This window comes from Kitasatospora sp. NBC_00458, from assembly GCF_036013975.1.
In the GTDB taxonomy this organism is placed as follows: Bacteria; Actinomycetota; Actinomycetes; order Streptomycetales; family Streptomycetaceae; genus Kitasatospora.
On the sequence record NZ_CP107904.1, the window covers coordinates 1,050,611 to 1,074,078 of the forward strand.

1 protein-coding gene is annotated in these 23,468 nt (G+C 77.3%); it reads right to left on the bottom strand.

The window, feature by feature from the left end; all coding sequences use genetic code 11:
• Positions 1–80: 80 nt before the first annotated feature.
• Complete coding sequence (locus tag OG550_RS03805) at positions 81–23,438, bottom strand: SDR family NAD(P)-dependent oxidoreductase (RefSeq protein ID WP_327674477.1); 23,358 nt, start codon at positions 23,436–23,438, stop codon at positions 81–83.
• Positions 23,439–23,468 lie beyond the last annotated feature (30 nt).

Genomic DNA, 23,468 nt, shown 5'->3' on the forward strand with positions numbered 1-23,468 from the left:
GTCGGTCGGCGTCGGCGGTGGTCGGAAGGTCGGTCGGTCAGGCGGCCGGTCGGCCGGTCGGCCGGTCAGCGGTCGGCCGGTCAGCGGTCGGTGCCCTGGTCGATGAAGTCGAACAGGTCCTCGTCCGTGGCCGACCCGAACTTCTCCTCCGCGGGCGGGACTTCGGGATCGGTCCGGTCGTCCGCGCGGCGCTCGGCCAGCTCCCGGAGCCGCTCCGCGGCCTTGGCCCGGTCCTGGTCGTCGAGCAGGGCGAGCATCGCCTCGATCCGGTCGATCTCGCCGAGCACGGAGTCCCACGAGACGGTGTGCTCCCGGCGCAGCCGGGCCTGCAGGTGGCGGGCGAGGGCGGCCGCGTTGGGGTGACTGAAGATCAGCGTGGCGGGCAGCGGGAGCCCGGTCGCGGTCTTCAGCCGGTTGCGGACGGCGAGGGCGGTGAGGGAGTCGAAGCCCAGGTCCTTGAACGCCGTCCCGGGGTCGATCTCCTCGGGGTCGGCGTGGCCGAGGATCGAGGCGGCGCAGGACCGCACCAGGTCGACCAGCGCCCGCTCCTGCTCGTCGTCCGGCAGGCCCAGGAGGCGTTCGAGGAGCACCGGGGCGGGCTCGGCCGCGCCGTCCGCGCCCCCGCCGCGCCGGGCCCCGGCGACCAGCCCGCCCAGCAGCGGCGACACGCCCCGGTCGCCGCGGCGCACGGCCGCGGTGTCGGCGCGGACCGGGGCCAGGGCGGCCTCGGGGCGGGTCAGCGCCTCGTCGAGCAGGGCCAGTGCCTGGTCCTCGGTGAGCGTCAGCAACCCGCCGTGGCGGGCGCTCCCGGGGGTCTCCGGGTGGGTGCCCGCCCCGCTCCCGCCTTCGCGGCCGTCCTCACCACCGGTGACGGGGACGTCGCCGTCGCCGGACGCCGCGGCGTCCGGCCCGGCCCACGGGCCCCAGGCCAGCGAGAGGCCCGGGAGCCCCTGGGCCCGCCGGTGCTGGGCCAGCGCGTCGAGGAAGGCCGCGCCCGCGGCGTGCTCCGCCCGGGCGCCTCCGCCGGTCAGACCGGCCGCCGAGGCGTGCAGGACGAACGCGGAGAGGCCGAGGCCGCGGGTCAGCTCGTGCAGGTGCCACGCGCCGTCCACCGCCCGGCGCAGCGCCGCCTCCGGATCCGATTCCACCGGCTCCGCCGCCGCGTCCGGGTCCGCGTCCGCGGCGCCCTCCGTGACCGCCGTCGGCGTGCCGGCCGCGTGCACGACGGCCCGCAGCGGGTGTTCCGCCGGGACGGCCGCGAGCACCCTGGCCAGCGCGCCCCGGTCGGCGCTGTCGCAGACGGTCACCTCGACCGCCGCGCCGAGCGCGAACAGCTCGGCCGCCAGCTCCGTCACCCCCGGGGTGGACGCCCCGTGACGGCTCGCCAGCACCAGCCGGCGGACGCCGTGCGCGGTCACCAGGTGCCGGGCCGTCGTGGCGCCGAGGCGTTCCTCGGCTCCCGTCACCAGCACCGTGCCGTCCACCGGGAAGGGCGGGTCGGCGGCCTCGGCCGCCGGGACCCGGCTCAGCACCGGGAGGAGCAGCCGGCCGCCGCGCACCGCGAACTCGGCCCCTCCCGCGTCCGCCGCCCCCGGCTCCGCCGCCTCCCCGTCCGCGGCGGCGTCCGCGAGGGTCGCCACCGCCGCCGCGAGCGCCTCCGGGGAGGCCTCGTGGTCGTCGAGGTCGGCGAGGACGGTCCCCGCCGGGTGCGCGGACCGGGCCGCGCGGACGAGTCCCCACAGGGCGGCTGCCCCGGGATCGGTGACGCGGTCGCCGAGTTCGGCGAGCACGGCACCGCCGGTGACCACCACCAGGCGGGTGGCGGCGAACCGCGGGTCCGCCGCGTGGTCGCGCAGGGCCGCGAGCACGGCCCGCACCGAGGCGCGCACCGCGTCCGGGGCCCGGTCGCCGTCCGGGGTGGCGGGCACGGCCAGCGCGATCCGGTCGGGCACCGGCGCACCCGCGTCGACCGCGGCGGCCAGGCCGGACCAGTCCGGGTGGACGACCGCCCCGGTCGCCCGGGCCAGCGCGTCGGACCGGCCCAGGACGGCCCAGCCGCCCCCGTTCCGACCGGCCGCGCCGCGCGACGGCGACGACGGCGCGGGCGCCTGGACCCACTCCAGCCGGGTCAGCACGGGCCGTTCGCCGCCCGCCGCGCGCAGCTCCCGCGCCGACCACGCGCGCAGCCCGACCGCCTCCACGGCCCCGACCGACCGGCCGGTCTCGTCTGCGAGCCCGACCGAGAGGGTGTCGGCGTCCGTCACCCGCAGGGTCACCCGCGCGGCCGGCAGCGGCCCGGGGACGACGGTGACGCCGCGCCAGGCGGACACCAGCCGGACGTGGCCGGGCTCGGGCCGCGGCCCGTCCCCCGCCCGCTCCGGTGCGAGTCCGTACACGGCGGGTTCGAGCAGCGCCGGGTGCAGGTCGAGCCGGGCGGTGTCCTGGCCGTCGCCGCCGTGGGCGAGTTCGGCGAAGAGCTCCTCACCGCGCCGCCAGGCGGCCCGCATCCCCTGGAAGGCGGGGCCGAGCCGCAGGCCCGAGCGGGTGAGGCGCTCGTAGGCGTCGGCGACGGACACCGGGGTGGCGCCGATCGGCGGCCACTGCTCCGGCCGGCCCGTCGGACGGTGGGAGCCGGGGGCGACGGTGCCGGAGGCGTGCCTGGTCCACGGTGCGTCCGCGGGCGCGTCCTCGGGCCGCGAGTGGACGGTGAGGGCGCGGGCCCCGGCGCCGTCGGGCCCGGCCAGGGTGACCTGGAGCCGCACGCCGACCGTCTCGGGCAGCACCAGCGGGGTGTGGACGGTGAGGTCCTCGACCACCGGGCAGCCGGCCTCGCCGCCGGCCCGGAGCGCGAGGTCCACCAGCAGCGTGCCCGGGACGACGGCCGCGCCGAGCGCGCTGTGGTCGGCCAGCCAGGGGTGGGAGGTGGTCGACAGCCGTCCGGTGAACAGCGTCCCGGAGCCGTCGGCCAGGTCGACGCCGGCGCCCAGGACCGGGTGCTCGACCGCGAACTGCCCCCAGCCCGCGCCGCCGCCCCCGGCGGCGGCCGTGCCGACCGCGTCGACCCAGTGGCGGCGGCGCTGGAAGGCGTAGGTCGGCAGGTCGACCCGGGTGGTGCCGTCGCGGCGGACCAGCCCCGCCCAGTCGACCGGCAGACCGCGCCCGAAGGCGTCGGCGAGCGCGGTGGCCAGCCGCTCCGGGCCGCCGTCGTCGCGCCGCAGGGTCCCCAGGACGGCCCCGGTGACACCGAGGTCGTCGAGGGTGTCGCCGAGCGGCACCACCAGGCCGGGGTGCGGGCTGCACTCGACGAAGGCGTCGTGGCCGTCGGCGGCGGCCGCGCCGATCGCGGTCTCGAAGCGGACGGTGCGGCGCATGTTCTCGAACCAGTAGGCGGCGTCGAGCGGGGTCGGCTCGTCGACGGCCGCACCGGTGACGGTCGAGTACATCGGGATCCGGCCCGGCAGCGGCCGCAGGTCCGCCAGCAGCCGGGTGACCTCCTCGCGGGCGGCGTCCATCTGCGGCCCGTGCGAGGCGTACGCGGCGGGCACCCAGCGGGCCCGGACGGATTCGGCCTCGCAGCGCTCCATGATCGCGGTGAGCGCCGCGGTGTCCCCGGAGAGCACGACGTTGGCCGGGCTGTTGACGGCGCCGACCGACACCGCGTCACCGGCGCCCGCCCCGGCGATCAGTTCGCGGGCGCGTTCGGCCGTCACGGCCACCGCGAGCAGCCCGCCGCGGCAGGCGTCGACCGCCTGCACGGCCCGGACCCGCATCACGGCGACCCGGGCGGCGTCCTCCAGGGAGAGCAGTCCGGCGACGTACGCGGCGGCGGCCTCGCCCTGGGAGTGGCCGATCACGGCCGCCGGCCGCACCCCGCACGACTCCCACCACCGGGCGAGTCCGACCATCACGGCGAACAGCACCGGGTGCAGCACCTCGACCCGGGCGAGCGTCGCGGCCGTCGCCTCGTCGGTGCCGCGCAGCACGTCGAGCAGCGACCAGCCCTCGGCCGCGACCAGCGGGTCGATCGCCGCCGCGCACTCCGCCACGGCCCCGGCGAACACCGGGCTGGCCTCCAGGAGTCCGGCCGCCATGCCGAGCCACTGCGAGCCCTGGCCGGGGAAGACGAAGACGGGGCCCGGGCCGGAGGACACCGCTCCCGTGGGCGCTCCCCCGCCGTCGGCGAGTTCGGCCAGGGCGGCGAGCAGGTCCGCGGTGTCGCGCCCGCGCACCACCGCGCGGTGGTCGAAGACGGCGCGGCCGGTCGCCAGCGACCAGGCCACGTCGGCGGGGTCGGCCTCCGGGTGCCGCAGGGCCCAGGCGTGCAGGCGGGCGGCCTGGGCGTGCAGCGCCTCGGCGGTGCGGGCCGACAGCGGCCAGGGGACGACCCCGGCCACACCGCGGGCCCGCTCCGCGGCGCCGTCCGGCACCGCGGCCTCCGGCGTCGTGGGGCCGCCCGGGGTGTCCGGCAGGCCGGCCGGGGCCTCGGCGGGCGCCTGTTCGAGGATGACGTGCGCGTTGGTGCCGCTGACCCCGAAGGAGGAGACGCCCGCCCGGCGCGGCCGGTCCAGCTCGGGCCACGGCCGGCGCTCGGTGACCAGGGCGACGTGCCCCGCCGTCCAGTCCACGTGCGGGGTCGGCTCGTCGACGTGCAGCGTCGGCGGCAGTTCGCCGTGGCGCATGGCGAGCACCATCTTGAGCACGCCGGCGATCCCGGCGGCGGACTGCGTGTGGCCGATGTTGGACTTGATCGACCCGAGCCAGAGCGGGTTCTCGGCGGTGTGCTCGCGCCCGTAGGTGGTGAGCAGCGCCTGGGCCTCGATCGGGTCGCCGAGCCTGGTCCCGGTGCCGTGCGCCTCGACGGCGTCGACGTCCGCGGGGGTGAGCCGCGCATTGGCCAGCGCCTGCCGGATCACCCGCTGCTGGGAGGGGCCGTTGGGGGCGGTGAGCCCGTTGGAGGCGCCGTCCTGGTTGACCGCGGAGCCGCGGACGACCGCGAGCACCCGGTGGCCGCGGCGGCGGGCGTCGGAGAGCCTCTCGACGAGCACCAGCCCGACGCCCTCGCCCCACCCGGTGCCGTCGGCGGCCGACGCGAACGGCTTGCAGCGGCCGTCGGCGGAGAGGCCGCGCTGGCGGCTGAACTCGACGAACGCCTGCGGGGAGGTCAGCACCGCGACGCCGCCGGCGAGCGCGAGGTCGCACTCCCCGGAGCGCAGCGCGTTCGCCGCGAGGTGCAGCGCGACCAGCGAGGAGGAGCAGGCGGTGTCGACCGTCACCGCGGGCCCTTCGAGCCCGAGCACGTAGGAGACGCGGCCGCTGATCACGCTGGTCGCGGTGCCGGTGAGCAGGTAGCCCTCCTGGCCCTCGGCGAGCGCCCCGGAGGTGCCGGTGTGGTAGTCCGCGGCCATCGCGCCGACGAAGACGCCGGTGCTGCTCCCGCGCAGCGAGGTGGGGTCGATCCCGGCGTGTTCGAGGGTCTCCCACGCGGTCTCCAGCAGCACCCGCTGCTGGGGGTCCATCGCGGCGGCCTCGCGCGGGGAGATCCCGAAGAACTCGGCGTCGAAGCGGACGGCGTCGTCGAGGAAGCCGCCTTCGCGCACGTAGGACTTGCCGGCCCGGTCCGGGTCGGGGTCGTAGAGGGTGTCGAGGTTCCAGCCCCGGTCGTGGGGGAAGGGCGTGACGGCGTCGCCGCCTTCGGCCAGCAGGCGCCACAGGTCGTGCTCGTCGGCGACGCCGCCGGGGTAGCGGCAGCCGGTTCCGACGATCACGACGGGGTCGTCGTCGGTGCCGGGGGTGCCCGCCGCGGGGAGTGCGGCGCCCGGGGCGGCGGCGGGCAGGCCGAGCAGTTCGGCGCCGATGTGCTCGGCGAGCGCGTCGGGGGTCGGGTGGTCGAAGACCAGGGTGACGGGGAGCCGGAGTCCGGTCGCGGCGGCGATCCGGTTGCGCAGTTCGACCGCGGTGAGCGAGTCGAAGCCGAGGGCCTTGAACGGGCGGGTGCGGCCGATCGCCTCGGGGGTGCCGTGGCCGAGGACGGCCGCGGTCTCCTGCCGGACGAGGACCGACAGGGTCTGCCGGCGCCGGTCCTCGGAGAGCCGGGCGAGCCGCTGGGCGAAGGACGCCGCGTCCGGGTCGGGGCCGGCCGCCGCCCGGCGCGGCCGGGGGCGGACCAGGTCGCGGAGCAGCGCGGGCACCTCGCCCGGGCCGCGCAGTGCGTCGAGGTCCAGCCGGGCGGGGACCACGGTCGGCCGGTCGGCGGTGCGCGCGGTGTCGTAGAGGGCGAGCGCGTGGTCGCTCTCCAGGGCGCTGACGCCGGTGCGGGCGATGCGGTCGAGGTCGGCGCGGTCGAGGTGGCCGGTCATGCCGCTGGCCTGGGCCCAGAGGCCCCAGGCGAGTGAGGTGGCGGCCAGGCCGCGGGCCCGGCGGTGGTGGGCGAGGGCGTCGAGGAAGGCGTTGGCGGCGGCGTAGTTGGCCTGTCCGGCGCCGCCGAAGGTGCCGGCCATCGAGGAGAACAGCACGAACTCGGCGAGGTCGAGGTCGCGGGTGAGGTCGTGCAGGTTCCACGCGGCGTCGGCCTTCGGGCGGAGCACCCGACCGAGCTGTTCGGGGGTGAGCGCGTGGAGGGCGGCGTCGTCGATCGCCCCGGCCGCGTGGACGACGGCGGTGAGCGGGTGCGCGTCCGGTACGGAGGCGAGCAGGGCGGCGAGTGCCGTCCGGTCGGCGGCGTCGCAGGCCTCGATCCGGACGTCGGCGCCCAGGGCGGCGAGTTCGGCGGCGAGTTCGGCCGCGCCCTCGGTGTCCGGGCCGCGCCGGCTGGTGAGCAGCAGGTGGCGGGCGCCGTGTTCCGTGACGAGCCGCCGGGCGAGCAGGGCACCGAGGGTGCCGGTGCCGCCGGTGATCAGGACGGTGCCCTCGGGGTCGGCGGCGGGGCCGGCGACGGTGGGCGGCAGGGTCAGCACGATCTTGCCGGTGTGCCGGGCCTGGCCGAGGTGGCGGAAGGCCGCGGCGGCGTCGCGGACGTCCCAGGTGGTGACGGGCAGCGGCTGCAGGGAGCCGTCGGCGAACAGGGCGCCGAGTTCGGCCAGCATCTCCTGGATGCGGTCGGCTCCGGCGTCCATGAGGTCGAACGCGCGGTAGTCGGTGCCGGGGTGCGCGCCGGTCACCTCCTCGCGGTCGCGGATGTCGGTCTTGCCCATCTCCAGGAACCGGCCGCCGGGGCCGAGCAGGCGCAGTGAGGCGTCGACGTAGGCGTGCGCGAGGGAGTTGAGGACGATGTCGAAGCCGCGCCCGCCGCGGGCCCCGCGGAACCGCTCCTCGAAGCCGAGGTCCCGCGAGGAGGCGATCCGCCGGTCGTCGAGGCCCTGGGCCCGCAGGGTGGGCCACTTGCCGGGTGAGGCGGTGCCGTGGACGTCCAGGTCCCAGTGCCGGGCCAGTTGGACGGCGGCCATGCCGACGCCGCCGGTGGCGGCGTGGACGAGCAGCGATTCGCCGGGCCGCACTCCGGCGAGGTCGACCAGGCCGTAGTAGGCGGTGAGGAACACCACCGGGACGGAGGCGGCCTGCGGGTAGGTCCAGCCGTCGGGCACCGGTGCGAGCAGTCGGCGGTCGGCGACGGCGAGCGGGCCGGTGCCGCCCGAGAACAGGCCCATGACGCGGTCGCCGGGGGCCAGGTCGTGGACGCCGGAGCCGACTTCGAGCACCACACCGGCTCCTTCGCCGCCGGGCGGCCGGGTGTCGGTGACCATCCCGAGGGCGACCACGACGTCCCGGAAGTTGAGTCCGGCGGCCCGCATCGCGACCCGGACCTCGCCGGGGCCGAGCGGCCGGGCGCCGTCCGGGTTCGGGGCGAGGGTGAGGCCGTCGATCGTCCCGGTGCCGAGCAGGTCGAGGCGCCACGCCCCGGTGCCGGCGGGCGCGGACAGCCGGCTGTCCGGGGTGGTGCGGGCGAGCCGGGGCGCCGCGAAGGTGCCTGCCCGGGCGGCGAGTTGGGGTTCGCCGGCGGCGAGGGCGGCGCCCAGGGCGGCGAACGTGGCGGGGTGGCCGTCGAGGTCGGCGAGCACGATCCGGCCGGGGTTCTCGGTCTGGGCCGAGCGGACCAGGCCCCAGACGGCGGCGGCGGCGAGGTCGTGCACGGCCTCGCCGTGCGGGCCGGGCACGGCGCCCCGGGTGAGCACCACCAGCGGGGTGGTGGCGAACCGTTCGGTGCCGAGCCAGGTCCGGAGCAGGTCGAGCACCCGGCGGGTCGCGGCGTGCGCGGCCTCGGCGGGGTGGTGGCCGTCGGCCGCGTGGCCGTCGCCGGGGCCGTCGGCGAGGTGGGCGCAGGTGATCGCGACCACGTCGGGGAGCGGGTCGGCGGGGTCGAGCGCGGCGAGGCCGGGCAGCGCGGCCACGGGCGCGCCCGCGGTGCGCAGGGCGGCGACGGCGCCGAGCTCGTCGGGCCCGACCACCGCCCAGCTGCCGAGCGGGCGGTCCTCCGGCAGCGCGAGGGTGGGCCAGTCCAGGTGGAACAGGTCGTCGGCCGCGTCGCTCCGGGCGGGTGCGAGCGCCTCGGCCGACACGGGCCGGGAGACCAGGGACTCGACGGTGGCGACGGGTGCGCCGGTCGGGTCGCTCAGGGCCAGCGAGACGGCGTCCGGGCCGCTGCGGGTGAGCCGGACGCGCAGCGCCCGGGCGCCGACGGCGTGCAGGCGCACGCCCGTCCAGGCGAACGGCAGCCCGAGCCCGGCGCCCGGGCGCGCGGCACCGTCGGCGCCGGTGCCAACGGTGCCGCCGTCGAGCGCGCCGGCGGTGTGCAGGGCGGCGTCGAGCAGGGCGGGGTGGAGCGCGAACCGGGCGGCGTCGGCGCCGTCCCCGGCGAGGGCCACCTCGGCGAGCACCTCGTCCCCGTGGCGCCAGGCGGCGCGCACCGCGCGGAACAGCGGCCCGTAGCCGTAGCCGGCCGCGTCCAGCCGCTCGTAGAGGCCGTCGGTGTCCAGCGGCTCGGCGCCGGCCGGCGGCCAGACCCCGGCCGCGCCGGGCCGGGGCTCCTCCTCCGGGCGTGCGGGGGCCAGGACCCCGCTCGCGTGACGGGTCCACGCCCCGGCCGCGGCGGTGTCCGGGCGGGAGTGGACGGTGAGCGCGCGGCGGCCGTGCGGGTCCGGACCGTCGAGGAGGACCTGGAGCTGGACGGCGCCCCGGGCCTCCAGGGTCAGCGGCGCCTCCAGGGTGAGTTCCTCGACCACCGCGCAGTCCGCCAGGTCGCCCGCCTGGAGGGCGAGTTCGACGAACGCCGTGCCGGGCAGCAGGACCGTGCCGAGGACGGCGTGGTCGGCGAGCCACGGGTGGGTGTGCAGCGAGACCCGGCCGGTGAGGATGTGCCGGTCGCCCTCGGCGGGCGCGAGGGCGGCGCCGAGCAGCGGGTGGTCGGCCGAGCGCAGGCCGAGCCCCTCGGCGTTCGCCGCGCCCGGCCCTGCCTCCAGCCAGTAGCGCTCGCGCTGGAACGCGTAGGTGGGCAGGTCGAGGCGCTGCGGGGCGCGGCCCGCGGCCAGCGCCGACCAGTCGACCGGGACCCCGCGGACGTACAGGCTCGCGGCCGCCGCGAGGAAGCGGCCGAGGGTGTCGGCGTCGCGCTGGAGCGAGCCGACGACCAGCACGTCCGGCGCCTCCGGCGCGTCCGGCGCGGTCGGCGCGTCCGGCGCGGGCCCCTGCGCGGTCTGCTCGACGGCGGGGGCCATCACCGGGTGCGGGCTGGTCTCGACCAGCACCGTGTACCCGTCGCGCAGCAGCGACCGGGTGGCCTGCTCGAACTCGACGGTCCCGCGCAGGTTCCGGTACCAGTAGTCGGCGTCGAGTTCCGTGCCGTCCACCGGTTCGCCGGTGACCGTCGAGTAGAACGCGACCGCCGGGGTGGCCGCCGGGCCGATGTCGCCGATGGCGTCGAGGAGCTCCCCGCGGACGGCCTCCACGGCGGCGGAGTGCGCCGCGTAGTCGACCGGGAGGCGGCGGGCGCGGACGCCGTCCGCCTCGCACCGGGCGCGCAGCTCGTCGAGCGCGTCGGCGTCCCCGGAGACCACCACGGCGTCGGGGCCGTTGACGGCCGCGACACCCAGCCGCCCGGGCCACCCCGCGATCAGCCGTGCGGCGTGCTCGGCCGGGGCGGCGAGCGACATCATGCCGCCGCCCGCGATCGCGCGCAGCGCCCGGCTGCGGAGCGCGACGATCCGCGCCGCCTCCGCCAGGGTGAGCGCGCCGGCCACGTGGGCCGCGGCGATCTCGCCCTGCGAGTGGCCCACCACGGCGGCCGGTTCGACGCCCAGGGCCCGCCACATCGCGGCCACCGACACCATGACGGCGAACAGGGCCGGCTGGACGACGTCGACCCGGTCGAGCGAGGGGGCGCCGGGCCGCTGCCGCAGCACGTCGAGCAGCGACCAGTCGGTGTGCGGCGCGAGCGCGGCGTCGCACGCCCGGATGTACTCGGCGAAGACCGGGGACTCGTCGAGGAGGCGGGCACCCATGCCGGTCCACTGCGAACCCTGCCCGCCGAACACGAACGCCGTCCGGCCTGGCTGCCCGGGGGCGCCGGTGACCAGCGCGGGGTGCGCCGATCCGGAGCCCAACGCGTCGAGTCCGGCGAGGAGTTCGGCGAGATCGGCGGTGACGAGGACGGCCCGGTGGTCGAACGCGGACCGGGTGGTGGCGAGGGCGTGGGCGATGTCGGCGGCGTGCAGGCCGGGGTGCTCCGCCAGGTGGGCGCGCAGCCGGTCGGCCTGCGCCCGCAGGGCGGCGGGGGTGGCGCCGGAGACCGGCCAGGCGAGCGCGGTCGGCCGGGCGGCGGCGGGGTCGGCGGCCTCCGGCCGGTCGGCGGCGGGCGCGGTCGCGGAGCCGTCCACCGCCGGGGCCCGGTCCGCGGGCGCCGGACCGGTGCGGTCCGCGTCCGCGTCCACCGGCGGCCCGGCCGGGTCGCCCTGTTCGAGGATGACGTGGGCGTTGGTGCCGCTGACGCCGAACGAGGACACCCCGGCGCGGCGCGGCCGGCCGGCGTCGGGCCACGGCGCCGGCTCGGCCAGCAGCTCCACCGCACCCGCCGACCAGTCGACGTGCGGCGAGGGCTCGTCCACGTGCAGGGTGGCGGGCAGTTCGGCGTGCCGCATCGCCATGATCATCTTGATCACGCCGGCGACGCCCGCCGCGGCCTGGGTGTGGCCGATGTTCGACTTCACCGACCCCAGCCGGAGCGGCCGCCCGCCCGCGCGCTCGGCCCCGTACGTGGCGAGCAGCGCGTGCGCCTCGATCGGGTCGCCCAGCGGGGTGCCCGTGCCGTGCGCCTCCACCGCGTCGACGTCCGCCGGGCCGAGCCCGGCCTGGGCGAGCGCGTCGCGGATCACCCGTTCCTGGGCGAGGCCGTTGGGGGCCGACAGGCCGTTGCTCGCGCCGTCCTGGTTGACGGCGCTGCCCCGGACCACGGCGAGCACGGGGTGCCCGTGGCGCCGCGCGTCCGACAGCCGCTCGACGAGGAGCAGGCCGACGCCCTCGGACCAGGCGGTGCCGTCGGCACCGGCCGCGAAGGACTTGCAGCGCCCGTCGGGGGCCAGCCCGCGCTGGCGGGAGAACTCGACGAAGGTCGCCGGGCTGGACATCACGGTCACGCCCCCGGCCAGGGCGAGGTCGCACTCGCCCTGGCGCAGCGCCTGGGCGGCCAGGTGCAGCGCCACCAGGGAGGAGGAGCAGGCGGTGTCGACCGTCACCGCCGGACCCTCCAGGCCCAGCGTGTAGGCGACCCGGCCCGAGGCGATGCTGCCCGCGCTGCCGTTGCCGAGGTAGCCGTCCACGCCCTCGGGCGCGGTGGTCAGCCGGGAGGCGTAGTCCGCGTACATCAGGCCCGCGAACACGCCCGTGCGGCTGCCGCGCAGGGACTTCGGGTCGATGCCCGCGCGTTCCGCCGCCTCCCAGGAGGCCTCCAGCAGCAGGCGCTGCTGCGGGTCCATGGCGAGCGCCTCGCGCGGCGAGATCCCGAAGAAGGCCGGGTCGAACCGGTCCGCGTCGTACAGGAAGCCGCCCTCGCGGACGTACGAGGTGCCGGCGTGGTCCGGATCCGGGTGGAACAGGTTCGCGACGTCCCAGCCCCGGTTGTCGGGGAACGCGGCGATGGCGTCGGTGCGGTCCCGCACGAGCCGCCAGAGGTCCTCCGGGCCGGTCACCCCTCCGGGGTAGCGGCAGCTGACGGCCACGATGGCGATCGGCTCGTCCGACGCCTTCGCCCGCACGGCGGCGGCCCGCGGCCGCCGCTCCGGCACGTCGAGCAGTCCGGCGCGCAGGTGCCGGCCGAGGGCGTTCGCCGACGGGTGGTCGAAGAGCACCGTCGCGGGCAGCCGCAGGCCGACCGCGCCGTTCAGCCGGTTGCGCAGTTCGAGCGCGGCGAGCGAGTCGAGTCCCAGCTCGCTGAACGCGCGGTCCGGGTCGATCGAACCGCCGCCCCGATGGCCGAGGACCGCGGCCGCGTGGGTACGGACGAGGTCGACGAGCACCCGCTCCTGCTCGGCCGCGGGGGCCGCGGACAGGCGGCGGAGCAGGGCGCGCCCGCTCTCCGGGCCCCGGCCTGCGCCCGCCCGGCGGTGCGCGGGCAGCAGGTCGCCCAGGACGGGCGGCAGCTCGTCACCGCCGCCGAGCCGGGCCGGGTCGAGCCGGACCGGGGTCAGCACGGCCTCGGGGCGGGCCAGCGCCGCGTCCAGCAGGGCGAGGCCCAGCTCGGCGGAGAGCGGGGCGACGCCGGTCCGGGCCATCCGCTGCCGGTCGGCGGCGCCGAGCCCGGCGGTCAGTGCGCTGTCCTGCTCCCACAGGCCCCACTGGAGCGAGACGGCCGGCAGGCCGAGCGCACGGCGGCGCTGGGCGAGGGCGTCGAGGACGACGTTGGCGGCGGAGTAGCCCGCCTGGCCCGGGTTGCCGATCAGACCGGCGGCCGAGGAGAAGAGCACGAACGCCTTGAGGGCGGTGCCCGGGGCGGTCCCGGCGGCGGGACGGGCGGTCAGCTCGTGCAGGTGCAGGGCGGCGTCCGCCTTGGGTCCCAGCACCCGGTCGAGCCGTTCCGGGGTCAGCGCCGACACGAGTCCGTCGTCGACGACCGCCGCCAGGTGCACGACCGCCGTGAGCGGGTGCTCGGCCGGGATCCCCGCCAGCACCCCGGCCAGTCCGGCGCGGTCGGCGACGTCGCAGGCGGCGAACCCGACGTGCGTACCGGCCTCGGTCAGTTCGGCCCGCAGGGTGTCGGCGCCGGCCGCCCCGGCCCCGCTTCGGGACACCAGGAGCAGCCGCCGGGCACCGTGCGCCGCGACGAGGTGCCGGGCGACCAGGGCGCCCAGCGCCCCGGTGCCGCCGGTGACGAGCACGGTGCCGCCGTCGGCCAGTCCGAGCCCGCCGACGGCCGCGGGTGCGGCGGTGTCGGCGGGTGCGGCGGTGGCCGGGCGGGGCGGGACGGCGGGCGCCCTCCGGAGCCGGGGCACCAGGAGGCCGGTCCCGCGCAGGGCGGCCTCGGGCAGCCCCGCGGCGGCGGCGAGGGCGTCGAGGCGGGCGTCGGCGGGCTGCGGGTCGTCGGCGTCGAGGTCCACGAGCGCGAAGCGGTCGGGGTGTTCGGAGCGGACGGCCCGCAGCAGGCCCCACACCGCGGCGGCGGCGAGGTCGGGGACCCCGGCGGTCGCGTGGTCCGCCGGACCGGCGGACGCCCCGGCACCGGTGCCCTCGCCGGTGACGGTGCCCTCGCCGGTGACGGTGCCGGTGACGGCGTTGGCGTCGGCGTCGGCGTCGGCACCGCTCCCGGTGACGACCGCGCCCCGGGTCGCCACGAGGAGCCGGGCGTCGGCGAACCGCTCGTCCGCGAGCCAGGCCTGGGCGAGGGCGAGCGCGTCGTGCGCGGCGGCGTGCACGGCGGCCGGGTCGGTGGGCTCCGCGCGCTCCGCCCGTTCGGCGGATGCGGCGGGCCCGGCGGGTCCGGTGGATCCGTGGAGCGGGCGCGGTGCCAGCAACACGGTGTCGGGGGCGGGCGCCCCCGCGTCGACCGCCGCCGCCAGGGCGGCGAGGTCGGCGTACCGCGCGGCGCCGGACCGGGCCGCGAAGGCGGCCAGGTCCGTGCTCTCCGCGCCGCCCACGACCGCCCACACCGCCGACGGGTCGGCGGTCCCGGTGGCCTCCCCGGCCGCCGCGTCGCCGTCGGCAGCACCGTCGGCCCCGCCGACCGGCACCCAGGCGAGGTCGAACAGGTACTCGGCGGCGGGCGCCGCGGCCGTCGGCAGCTGCTCGCGGGACAGCGCACGCACCGCCAGCGACTCGACCGAGACCACGGGCAGACCCGCCTCGTCGGCGGCCGTGACGGCGATCGTGTCGTCGCCCAGCGGCAGCAGGCGCACGCGCAGCCCCCTGGCTCCGGCCGCGTGCAGGTGCACACCGCGCCAGGAGAACGGCAACCGGACCCTCGTCCCCGCGTCCTCGGCCCGCAGCCCGTCGTCCGGGGCCTCCTCGGCCGTGGTCAGGCCCAGCGGGTGCAGGGCCGCGTCGAACAGCGCCGGGTGCAGACCGAAGCGGCCGCCGGCTGTGGCGGCGCCCTCCGGGAGGGCGATCTCGGCGAAGACCTCGGCACCGCGCCGCCAGGCCGCCCGGACCCCGTGGAACGACGGCCCGTAGCGCACTCCGGCGTCGGCCGCGTCCGCGTAGAGGGTGTCGACCTCGACCGGCGTCGCGCCGGCCGGCGGCCACACGGCGAGGGTTGCGAGGGAGTCCCGCGGGTCCTGCGGGTCCCGGGCGTCCGGGAAGTCGGGGGTCAGCGTCCCGGTCGCGTGCAGCGTCCACGGGCCGTCCTGGTGGCCCGGACCGCCCTGGCCGTCCGGACCGTCCGGACCGTGCGGGCCGTGCTGGCCGTGCTGGCCGTCGGAGCCGGGGTGGCCGGAGCGCTCGGGGCGGGCGTGCACGCCGATCGTGCGGACGCCCGTCGCATCCGGTGCACCGACGACGAGTTGGACCTGCACTCCCCCGCTCGCCGGGATCACCAGCGGGGCCACCAGCGTCAGTTCCTCGACGCGCGGGCAGCCGAGGCGGCCGCCGGCGTGCAGGGCGAGTTCGAGGAACGCCGTCCCCGGGACGAGCACGGTGTCCAGCACCGCGTGGTCCGCGAGCCACGGGTGGGTGTCGAGCGCCAGGCGTCCGGTGAGGAGCTCCCCGCGGCCGTCGGCGAGTCCGACGACCGCGCCCAGCAGCGGGTGGTCCACCGCGCCCTGGCCGAGGCCGGCCGCATCACCCGCGCCGGTGCCCGCGTCCAGCCAGTACCGCTGCCGCTCGAAGGCGTACGTCGGCAGGTCGCCCGCCCGGTGGCGTGCCCCGGCGGTGAAGGCGCCGGTCAGCGCGGGCCAGTCCACCGCACCGCCGCGGACGAACACCCGTGCCAGGGCGCCCAGCAGAGTCCGGACCGGGTCGCGGTCGCGGCGCTGGGTGGCGATGGCCGCCACGTCCTCACCCGCCGTGCACTCCGCCACCATCGCCGTCAACACCGCATCCGGCCCCAACTCCACGAACGTACCGACACCCTCCGCCCGCACCGCGGCCACCACATCCCCGAACCGCACCGCATCCCGCACCTGCCGCACCCAGTACTCCGGATCACACACCTCCTCCCCCGACACCAACCGCCCCGTCACATCCGACACCAACCCCACCGACGGCACCGACGGCACCGACAACCCCACACCCCCCAAAACCTCCCGCAAACCCCCCAACACCGGCTCCATCAACACCGAATGAAACGCATGCGACACCCTCAAACGCGACGAACGCCACCCCCGCCCCCCACACAACCCCGCCACCACATCAACCGCCCCCACCTCACCCGACACCACCACCGACCCCGGCCCGTTCACCGCCGCGATCCCCACCACACCCACACCCGCACCCACACCCGCCAACAACGCCGCCACCTGCGACTCACCCGCCCCCACCGCCAACATCGCCCCACCCACAGGAAGCCCACCCATCAACCGCGCACGCGCCGCCACCACCGCGACCGCACCCTCCAACGAGAACACCCCCGCCACGAACGCCGCCACGATCCCACCCAACGAATGACCCCCCACCACATCCGGCACCCCCACCCACGAACCCCACAACCGCCACAACCCCACCTCGAACGCGAACAACACCGGCTGCGCCACAGCCGTATCCTCCGACCCCTCCCCCGACCCCTCACCGAGCAACACCCCCCGCACCGAGAACGGCACCACCCCCACGAACGCCGCACACACCTCATCCACCGCCCCCGCGAACACCGGGAACACCTCATACAACTCACGACCGATCCCATGCACCCGACCACCCTGCCCGGTGAACAGCACGGCCGTCCGGCCGCCGCCGCGCACCACGGACCCGGACACCGTGTCCGCCGCATCGGCCTCGCCGTCCGCGACCGCCGTCAGCGCGGCGGTCAGCTCCGCGGCGTCCCGGCCGAGCACCACGGCACGGTGCTCCATCGCCGCGCGGCCCGAGGCCAACCCGGCCGCCACGTCGGCCGGTTCGAGGTCGGAGCGGGTGAGCGCCCAGTCCCGCAGGCGGGCCGCCTGGGCCCGCAGTCCGGTCGCGGTGCGCGCCGAGACCGCCCAGGGCAGCAGACGGCCGCCGTCCGGGCCCGCGTCCGGACCGTCCTCCGCTTCGGCGCCGGTCCGGACCGGCGCCTGCTCCAGGATCACGTGCGCGTTGGTGCCGCTGATCCCGAACGAGGACACCGCGGCCCGGCGCGGCCGGTCCAGCTCGGGCCAGACCTGCTCGTCCGCCAGCAGCTCCACCCGGCCCGCCGACCAGTCCACATGCGGCGACGGCGCGTCCACGTGCAGCGTCCGCGGCAGCACACCGTGCCGCATCGCCATCACCATCTTGATCACACCCGCCACACCCGCAGCCGCCTGGGTGTGACCGATGTTCGACTTCACCGAACCCAGCCACAGCGGCTCCCGACGCCCCTGCCCATAGGTGGCCAGCAGCGCCTGCGCCTCGATCGGGTCGCCCAGCGTGGTGCCCGTCCCGTGCGCCTCCACCGCGTCCACGTCCGCCGCAGCGAGACCGGCCCCGCTCAGCGCCTGGCGGATCACCCGCTGCTGGGACGGCCCGTTCGGCGCCGTCAGTCCGTTCGACGCACCGTCCTGGTTGACCGCACTGCCCCGCACCACGGCCAGCACCCGGTGACCGTTGCGCACCGCGTCCGACAACCGCTCGACCAGGACGAGGCCCACGCCCTCGCCCCACCCGGTGCCGTCCGCGGCCGCCGCGAACGACTTGCAGCGGCCGTCCGCCGCCAGCCCGCGCTGCCGGGAGAAGTCCACGAACACGGCGGGCGTCGACATCACGGTGACGCCACCCGCGAGCGCCAGGTCGCACTCCCCCGCGCGGAGCGCCTGGCAGGCCAGGTGCAGCGCGACCAGCGACGAGGAGCACGCCGTGTCGACCGTGACGGCCGGGCCCTCCAGTCCCAGGGCGTACGCGACCCGGCCCGAGGCGACGCTCCCCACGTTGCCGTTGCCGAGGTAGCCCTCAAGCTCGTCCGGCACCCGGTTCAGACGGGTCGCGTAGTCGTAGTAGATCGCCCCCGCGAAGACGCCGGTCCGGCTGCCGCGCAGCGACTCCGGATCGATGCCCGCGTGCTCGATCGTCTCCCACGAGGATTCGAGCAGCAGCCGCTGCTGCGGGTCCATGGCCAGCGCCTCGCGCGGCGAGATCCCGAAGAACGCGGGGTCGAAGTCGGCGGCGCCGGGGACGAAGCCGCCGGTCCGCACGTAGGTGCTGCCCGGCCGCGACGGGTCGAGGTCGAAGATCCGGTCCGTGTCCCAGCCGCGGTCGGTCGGGAAGTCGGTGAGCGCGTCCACGCCGCCCGCCACCAGGTCCCACAGCTGCTGCGGGGAGGTGACGCCGCCCGGGAGGCGGCAGCCCATGCCGACGATCGCGATCGGCTCGTCGGCCGGCACCGCACCGGTCGCGGTCGGGAACGCCGGGGCCGACACGGCCGCCGCGGCCCGCCCGTCGGCCCCGGCCTCCGCGAGCCGCTCGTCCAGGTACCCGGCGAGCAGCAGCGGGCTCGGGTAGTCGAAGACCAGGGTCGCGGGCAGGCGCAGCCCGGCGGCGGCGCTCAGCCGGTTGCGCAGTTCGAGTCCGGTGAGCGAGTCGAACCCGAGGTCCCGGAACGCCCGGGCCTCCTCGATGCCGTCCGCCCCCGCGTGGCCGAGCACGGCGGCCGCGTGCGTGCACACGGTCCGGACGAGCAGCGCCCGGCGCTCGGCGGCCGACAGGCCCGCCAGCCGCCCGGCGAGCGCGCCCGACCGTGCGCCCGCACCGGCGGCCCGACCGCGCCGCCGCGGGACGCGGGCGAGGTCGCGCAGCAGCGCGGGCACCGAGTCCGCGCCGGCCCGGCGCAGCACCGCGACGTCCATCCGCACGGCGGTGAGCATCGGTTCGGCGCGGTCGACCGCGGCGTCGAACAGCGCGCAGCCCTGCTCGGCGGAGAGCGGCAGGACACCGAGGCGCGTCATGCGCCGGCGGTCCGCGGCCCCGAGTCCGGCGGTCATCTCGCTGCCCTCGGCCCACCAGCCCCAGGCCAGCGAGGTCGCGGCCAGGCCGTGCGCCCGGCGGTGCCGGGCGAGCGCGTCGAGGAAGGCGTTGGCGGCGGCGTAGTTGCCCTGTCCGGGGTTCCCGATGACCCCGGCCGCCGACGAGAACAGCACGAAGGCGTCGAGGCCGAGTTCGCGGGTGGCCTCGTGCAGGTTCCACGCGGCGTCGACCTTGGGGCGCAGCACGGCCGCCAGCCGCTCCGGCGTCAGGGCCTGGACGACCCCGTCGTCGAGGACGCCGGCCGCGTGGACCACGGCGGTCAGCGGGTGCGCGGCGGGGACGGCCGCGAGCACGCGGCCGAGGGCCTCGCGGTCGGCCGCGTCGCAGGCCGCCACGGTCACGTGCGCGCCGAGTGCGGACAGCTCCGCGACCAGGTCGGCCGAGCCCGGGGCGTCGGCGCCGCGCCTGCTGAGGAGCAGCAGGCGGCGGGCGCCGCGCGCGACGACCAGGTGACGGGCCAGCAGGGCACCGAGCGTGCCGGTGCCGCCGGTGATCAGCACCGTGCCCTCGGGGTCGGACAGCACTCCGGTGCCCGCCCCGGCGGGGCCGGGCAGCGACGCGGCGCGCGCCAGGCGGGGCAGCAGCGCCGTCCCGCGCCGCAGGGCGGTCTGGGCGTCGCCGGAGGCCGCCGCGGCGAGGACGGTGTCGTCGGAGGACGCGGAGTCGGTGTCCACCAGGACGAAACGGCCGGGGTGCTCGGCCTGGGCGGAGCGCACCAGGCCCCAGACGGCGGACGCGGCGAGGTCGCGGATCTCGTCGCCGTCGTCGGCCGCGACCGCGTGGGAGGTCACGAACACGAGCCGTGCGTCGGCGGTCCACTCGTCGGCCAGCCAGCGCTGCACGAGGTCGAGGACCCGCGCGGTGGTGGCGTGCACCCGGGTGTGCTCCGGGCCCTCGGCGGGCTCCACCCGCACGAGGAGGGTGACGGGCGACGGCGGCGGGGTGACGGTGTCGGGGGCCTCAGGGGCTTCGGGGGCTTCGGGGGCCTCGGGCGTGGTTCCGCCGAGGAGGGCGAGCGGGTCGGCGTCGTCGGAGGCTCCGAGGACGGCCCACGCCACCGTGTGCGCTTCCGTCCCGCCCGCGTCCGTCCCGGCGCCCGTGACCGCGTCCGGAGCCGTGTCGAGGTCCGCGGTGGCTTCGCGTTCCGCCCACCGCACGTCGAAGAGCGAGTCCCGGACGAAGGCGTCGGCCGACCGCAGCTGCTCGGCGGAGACCGGCCGGACGACCACCGAGTCGATGGCCACCACCGGCCGGCCCGTCTCGTCGTGGGCCCGCAGCGAGACCGCGCCCCCCTCGCCCGCCAGGAGGCGGACCCGCAGGGCGCGGGCGTGGCGCACGTCGAGCCGCACGCCGGTCCAGGTGAACGGCAGACCGGCCGAGACCGGACCGGCCGCGTCGTCCCGGATCAGCATCGGGTGCATCGCGGCGTCCAGCAGGGCGGGGTGGAGTCCGAAGCGGTCGGCGTCGGCGAGCGCCTCCTCGGCGAGCTCGACCTCCGCGAACAGCTCGGCCCCGCGCCGCCAGACCTGTCGCAGCCCCTGGAACAGCGGCCCGTAGTCGAAGCCGGCTGCCGCCGACTGCTCGTAGACGTCGTCCGCGTCCACGGCCACCGCGCCCGGCGGAGGCCACTGCCCGGCTGCCGCACCACCGTTCGCATCTGCCGCCGCATCGTCCGCATCGTCCGCGGCCACCGTGAGCAGGCCCGACGCGTGACGGGTCCACGGCCGGTCGGCGGCGGCGTCCTCGGCACGCGAGTGGATGCCGATCACCCGGGCCCCGGCATCGTCCGGGTCCTCCACGGTCACCTGGATCCGGACGCCCTCGGCGTCGGACAGCACCAGCGGGGTGTGCAGGGTCAGTTCGTCGAGCACCGGAGTGCCGACCTCGCCGCCCGCCCGCAGTGCCAGTTCGAGGAACGCCGTCCCCGGGACGATCACCGTGCCGAGCACCGCGTGGTCCGCGAGCCACGGATGGGTGGGGACGGCGAGGCGCCCGGTGAAGACCGTCCCCGACGTGCCGGCCAGGTCGACGGCGGCGCCCAGCACCGGGTGGTCGACGGCGAACTGGCCCCAGCCGGCGCCCGATTCGGCCGACGGCTCGGCCTCGGCCCAGTGGCGGCGGTGCTGGAAGGCGTAGGTGGGCAGGTCGAGGGGGCGGCCGGTGCCCTGCGGCAGGACGGCCGTCCAGTCGACGTCCAGGCCCCGTACGAACGCGGCGGACAGCGCCGTCAGCAACCGCTCCGGACCGCCCTCACCACGGCGCAGGGTCTCCAGGACGGCGGCGCCGGGGACTTCCCGCTCCTCCAGCAGATCGGCGACCGGGACGACCAGCCCGGGGTGCGGACTGCACTCCACGAACACCGTGTGCCCGTCCGCCACCGCCGCACGCACCGCCGTGTCCAACCGGACGGTGCCCCGCAGATTGTCGAACCAGTACGAACCACCCAACACCTCGTGATCGGCGACCACTTCACCCGTCACCGTCGAGTACATCGCCACCCGGCCCGGCCGCGGCACCGCAGCCGCCGACAACGCCTCGACCTCCTCACGGACCGCGTCCATGTGCGCCGAATGCGACGCGTAGTCCACCGGGATCATGCGGGCCCGGACGTTCTCCGCCTCACAGGCGGCCACCACCTCCGCCAACGCCTCCACATCACCCGAAAGCACCACACTCGTCGGCCCGTTCACCGCCGCCAACGACAACCGACCGTCCCCGGCCACCAGTTCCTCAGCACGCTCGGCACCCACGCCCACCGACAGCATCCCGCCACCCACCGACGACACCCGCCGCAACGCACGGCTGCGCAACACCACAATCCGCGCCGCGTCCTCCAACGACAGAAACCCCGCCACATGCGCAGCCGCGATCTCACCCTGCGAGTGGCCGACCACCCCGGCAGGGCGGACCCCCACCGACTCCCACCACCGCGCCAGACCCACCATCACCGCGAACAACGCCGGCTGCACCACATCCACCCGATCGAACAACGCCCCAGCCGGATCCCGCAGCACCTCCACCAACGACCAGTCCGTCAACGGATCCATCACCGCCGCACACTCCGCCACCACATCGGCGAACACCTGGCTGGTGGCGAGCAGTTCAGCCGCCATCCCCACCCACTGCGACCCCTGCCCCGGGAACACGAACACCGGACCGCCGGCCGAAGCCGCACCGGAGGCACCCTCGGCCACCGACAACTCGGCCAGCCCAGAGGCAAGTTCACCGACGTCCCGACCCCGCACCACTCCACGGTGATCGAAGACCGTCCGACCGACCGCCAACTCCCGAGCCACCGAAGCCGGATCGGCATCCGGATTCGCCAGCGCCCACTCCCGCAAACGCCCCGCCTGCGCCCGCAACGCCGCACCCGACCGCGCCGACAGCACCCACGGCACCACACCACCCGGACCGTCGGCGACGACGGACTCGGCCTCGGACTCGGCCTCGGGAGCCTCCTCCAGCACCACGTGCGCGTTGGTGCCGCTCGCGCCGAACGACGAGACCCCGAAGCGGCGCGGGCGCTCCGAACGCGGCCACGCGACCGGTTCGGTCAGCAGCCGCACGTCCCCGGCGTCCCAGTCGATGTGCGGCGACGGCGCGTCGACGTGCAGGGTCCGCGGCAGCAGGTCGTGCCTCAGCGCCATGACCATCTTCATGATGCCCGCGGCCCCGGCGGCCGCCTGGGTGTGGCCGATGTTGGACTTCACCGACCCCAGCCAGAGCGGACGGTCCGCCGGACGGCCCTGCCCGTACGTGGCCAGCAGCGCGTGCGCCTCGATCGGGTCACCCAGCGCCGTGCCGGTCCCGTGCGCCTCGACCGCGTCCACGTCGGCCGTCGACAGGCCTGCGCTCGCCAGCGCCTGCCGGATCACGCGTTCCTGGGACGGCCCGTTGGGTGCGGTGAGGCCGTTCGAGGCGCCGTCCTGGTTGACCGCGCTGCCCCGGACCACGGCGAGTACGGGGTGCCCCTTGCGCCGGGCGTCGGACAGCCGCTCGACCACGAACAGGCCCGCGCCGTCGGCCGGGATGAAGCCGTCGGCCGCGGCGGAGAACGGCTTGCACCGGCCGTCGAGCGGAACGCCGCGCTGGCGGCTGAAGTTGACGAAGGTCTCCGGGGTGCACATGACGGTGGCGCCGCCGGCGAGCGCGAGGTCGCACTCACCCGAGCGCAGCGCGTTGACCGCCAGGTGCAGTGCCACCAGTGCCGAGGAGCACGCCGTGTCCACCGTCACCGCCGGCCCCTCCAGGCCGAGGATGTACGCGATGCGGCCGGCGAGCAGGCTGGCCGCGTTGGCCATGCCGAGCGTGCCGTCCCGGCCCTTGGCCGTCCTGGCCAGGACCGTCGGGTAGTCCAGCCAGTTGATCCCGGTGTAGACGCCGGTGCGGCTGCCGCGCAACGAGGTCGGGTCGATGCCGCCGCGCTCGAACGCCTCCCAGGAGGTCTCGAGCAGCAGCCGCTGCTGCGGGTCCATCGCGGTGGCCTCGCGCGGCGAGATCCCGAAGAAGTCGGCGTCGAAGTCGGCGGCTTCGTGGACGAATCCGCCCTCGCGGACGTACGAGGTGCCGGGGTGGTCGGGGTCGGGATGGTAGAGGGCGTCGAGGTCCCAGCCGCGATCGGCCGGGAAGGGCCCGATCGCGTCGCCGCCGTCCGCGACGAAGCCCCACAGCTGTTCGGGGGTCGCCAGCCCGCCGGGGAACCGGCAGGCCATGCCCACGATCGCGATGGGTTCGCGGCCCTTGTCCTCCAGCTCCCGTACGCGGCGATGCGCGTCACGAGCGTCGGCGACGGCTCGCTTGAGGTACGCCCGGAGCTTCTCTTCCGACTCGGCCACGTCTACTTCGACTCCTCGATCGAACGGTCG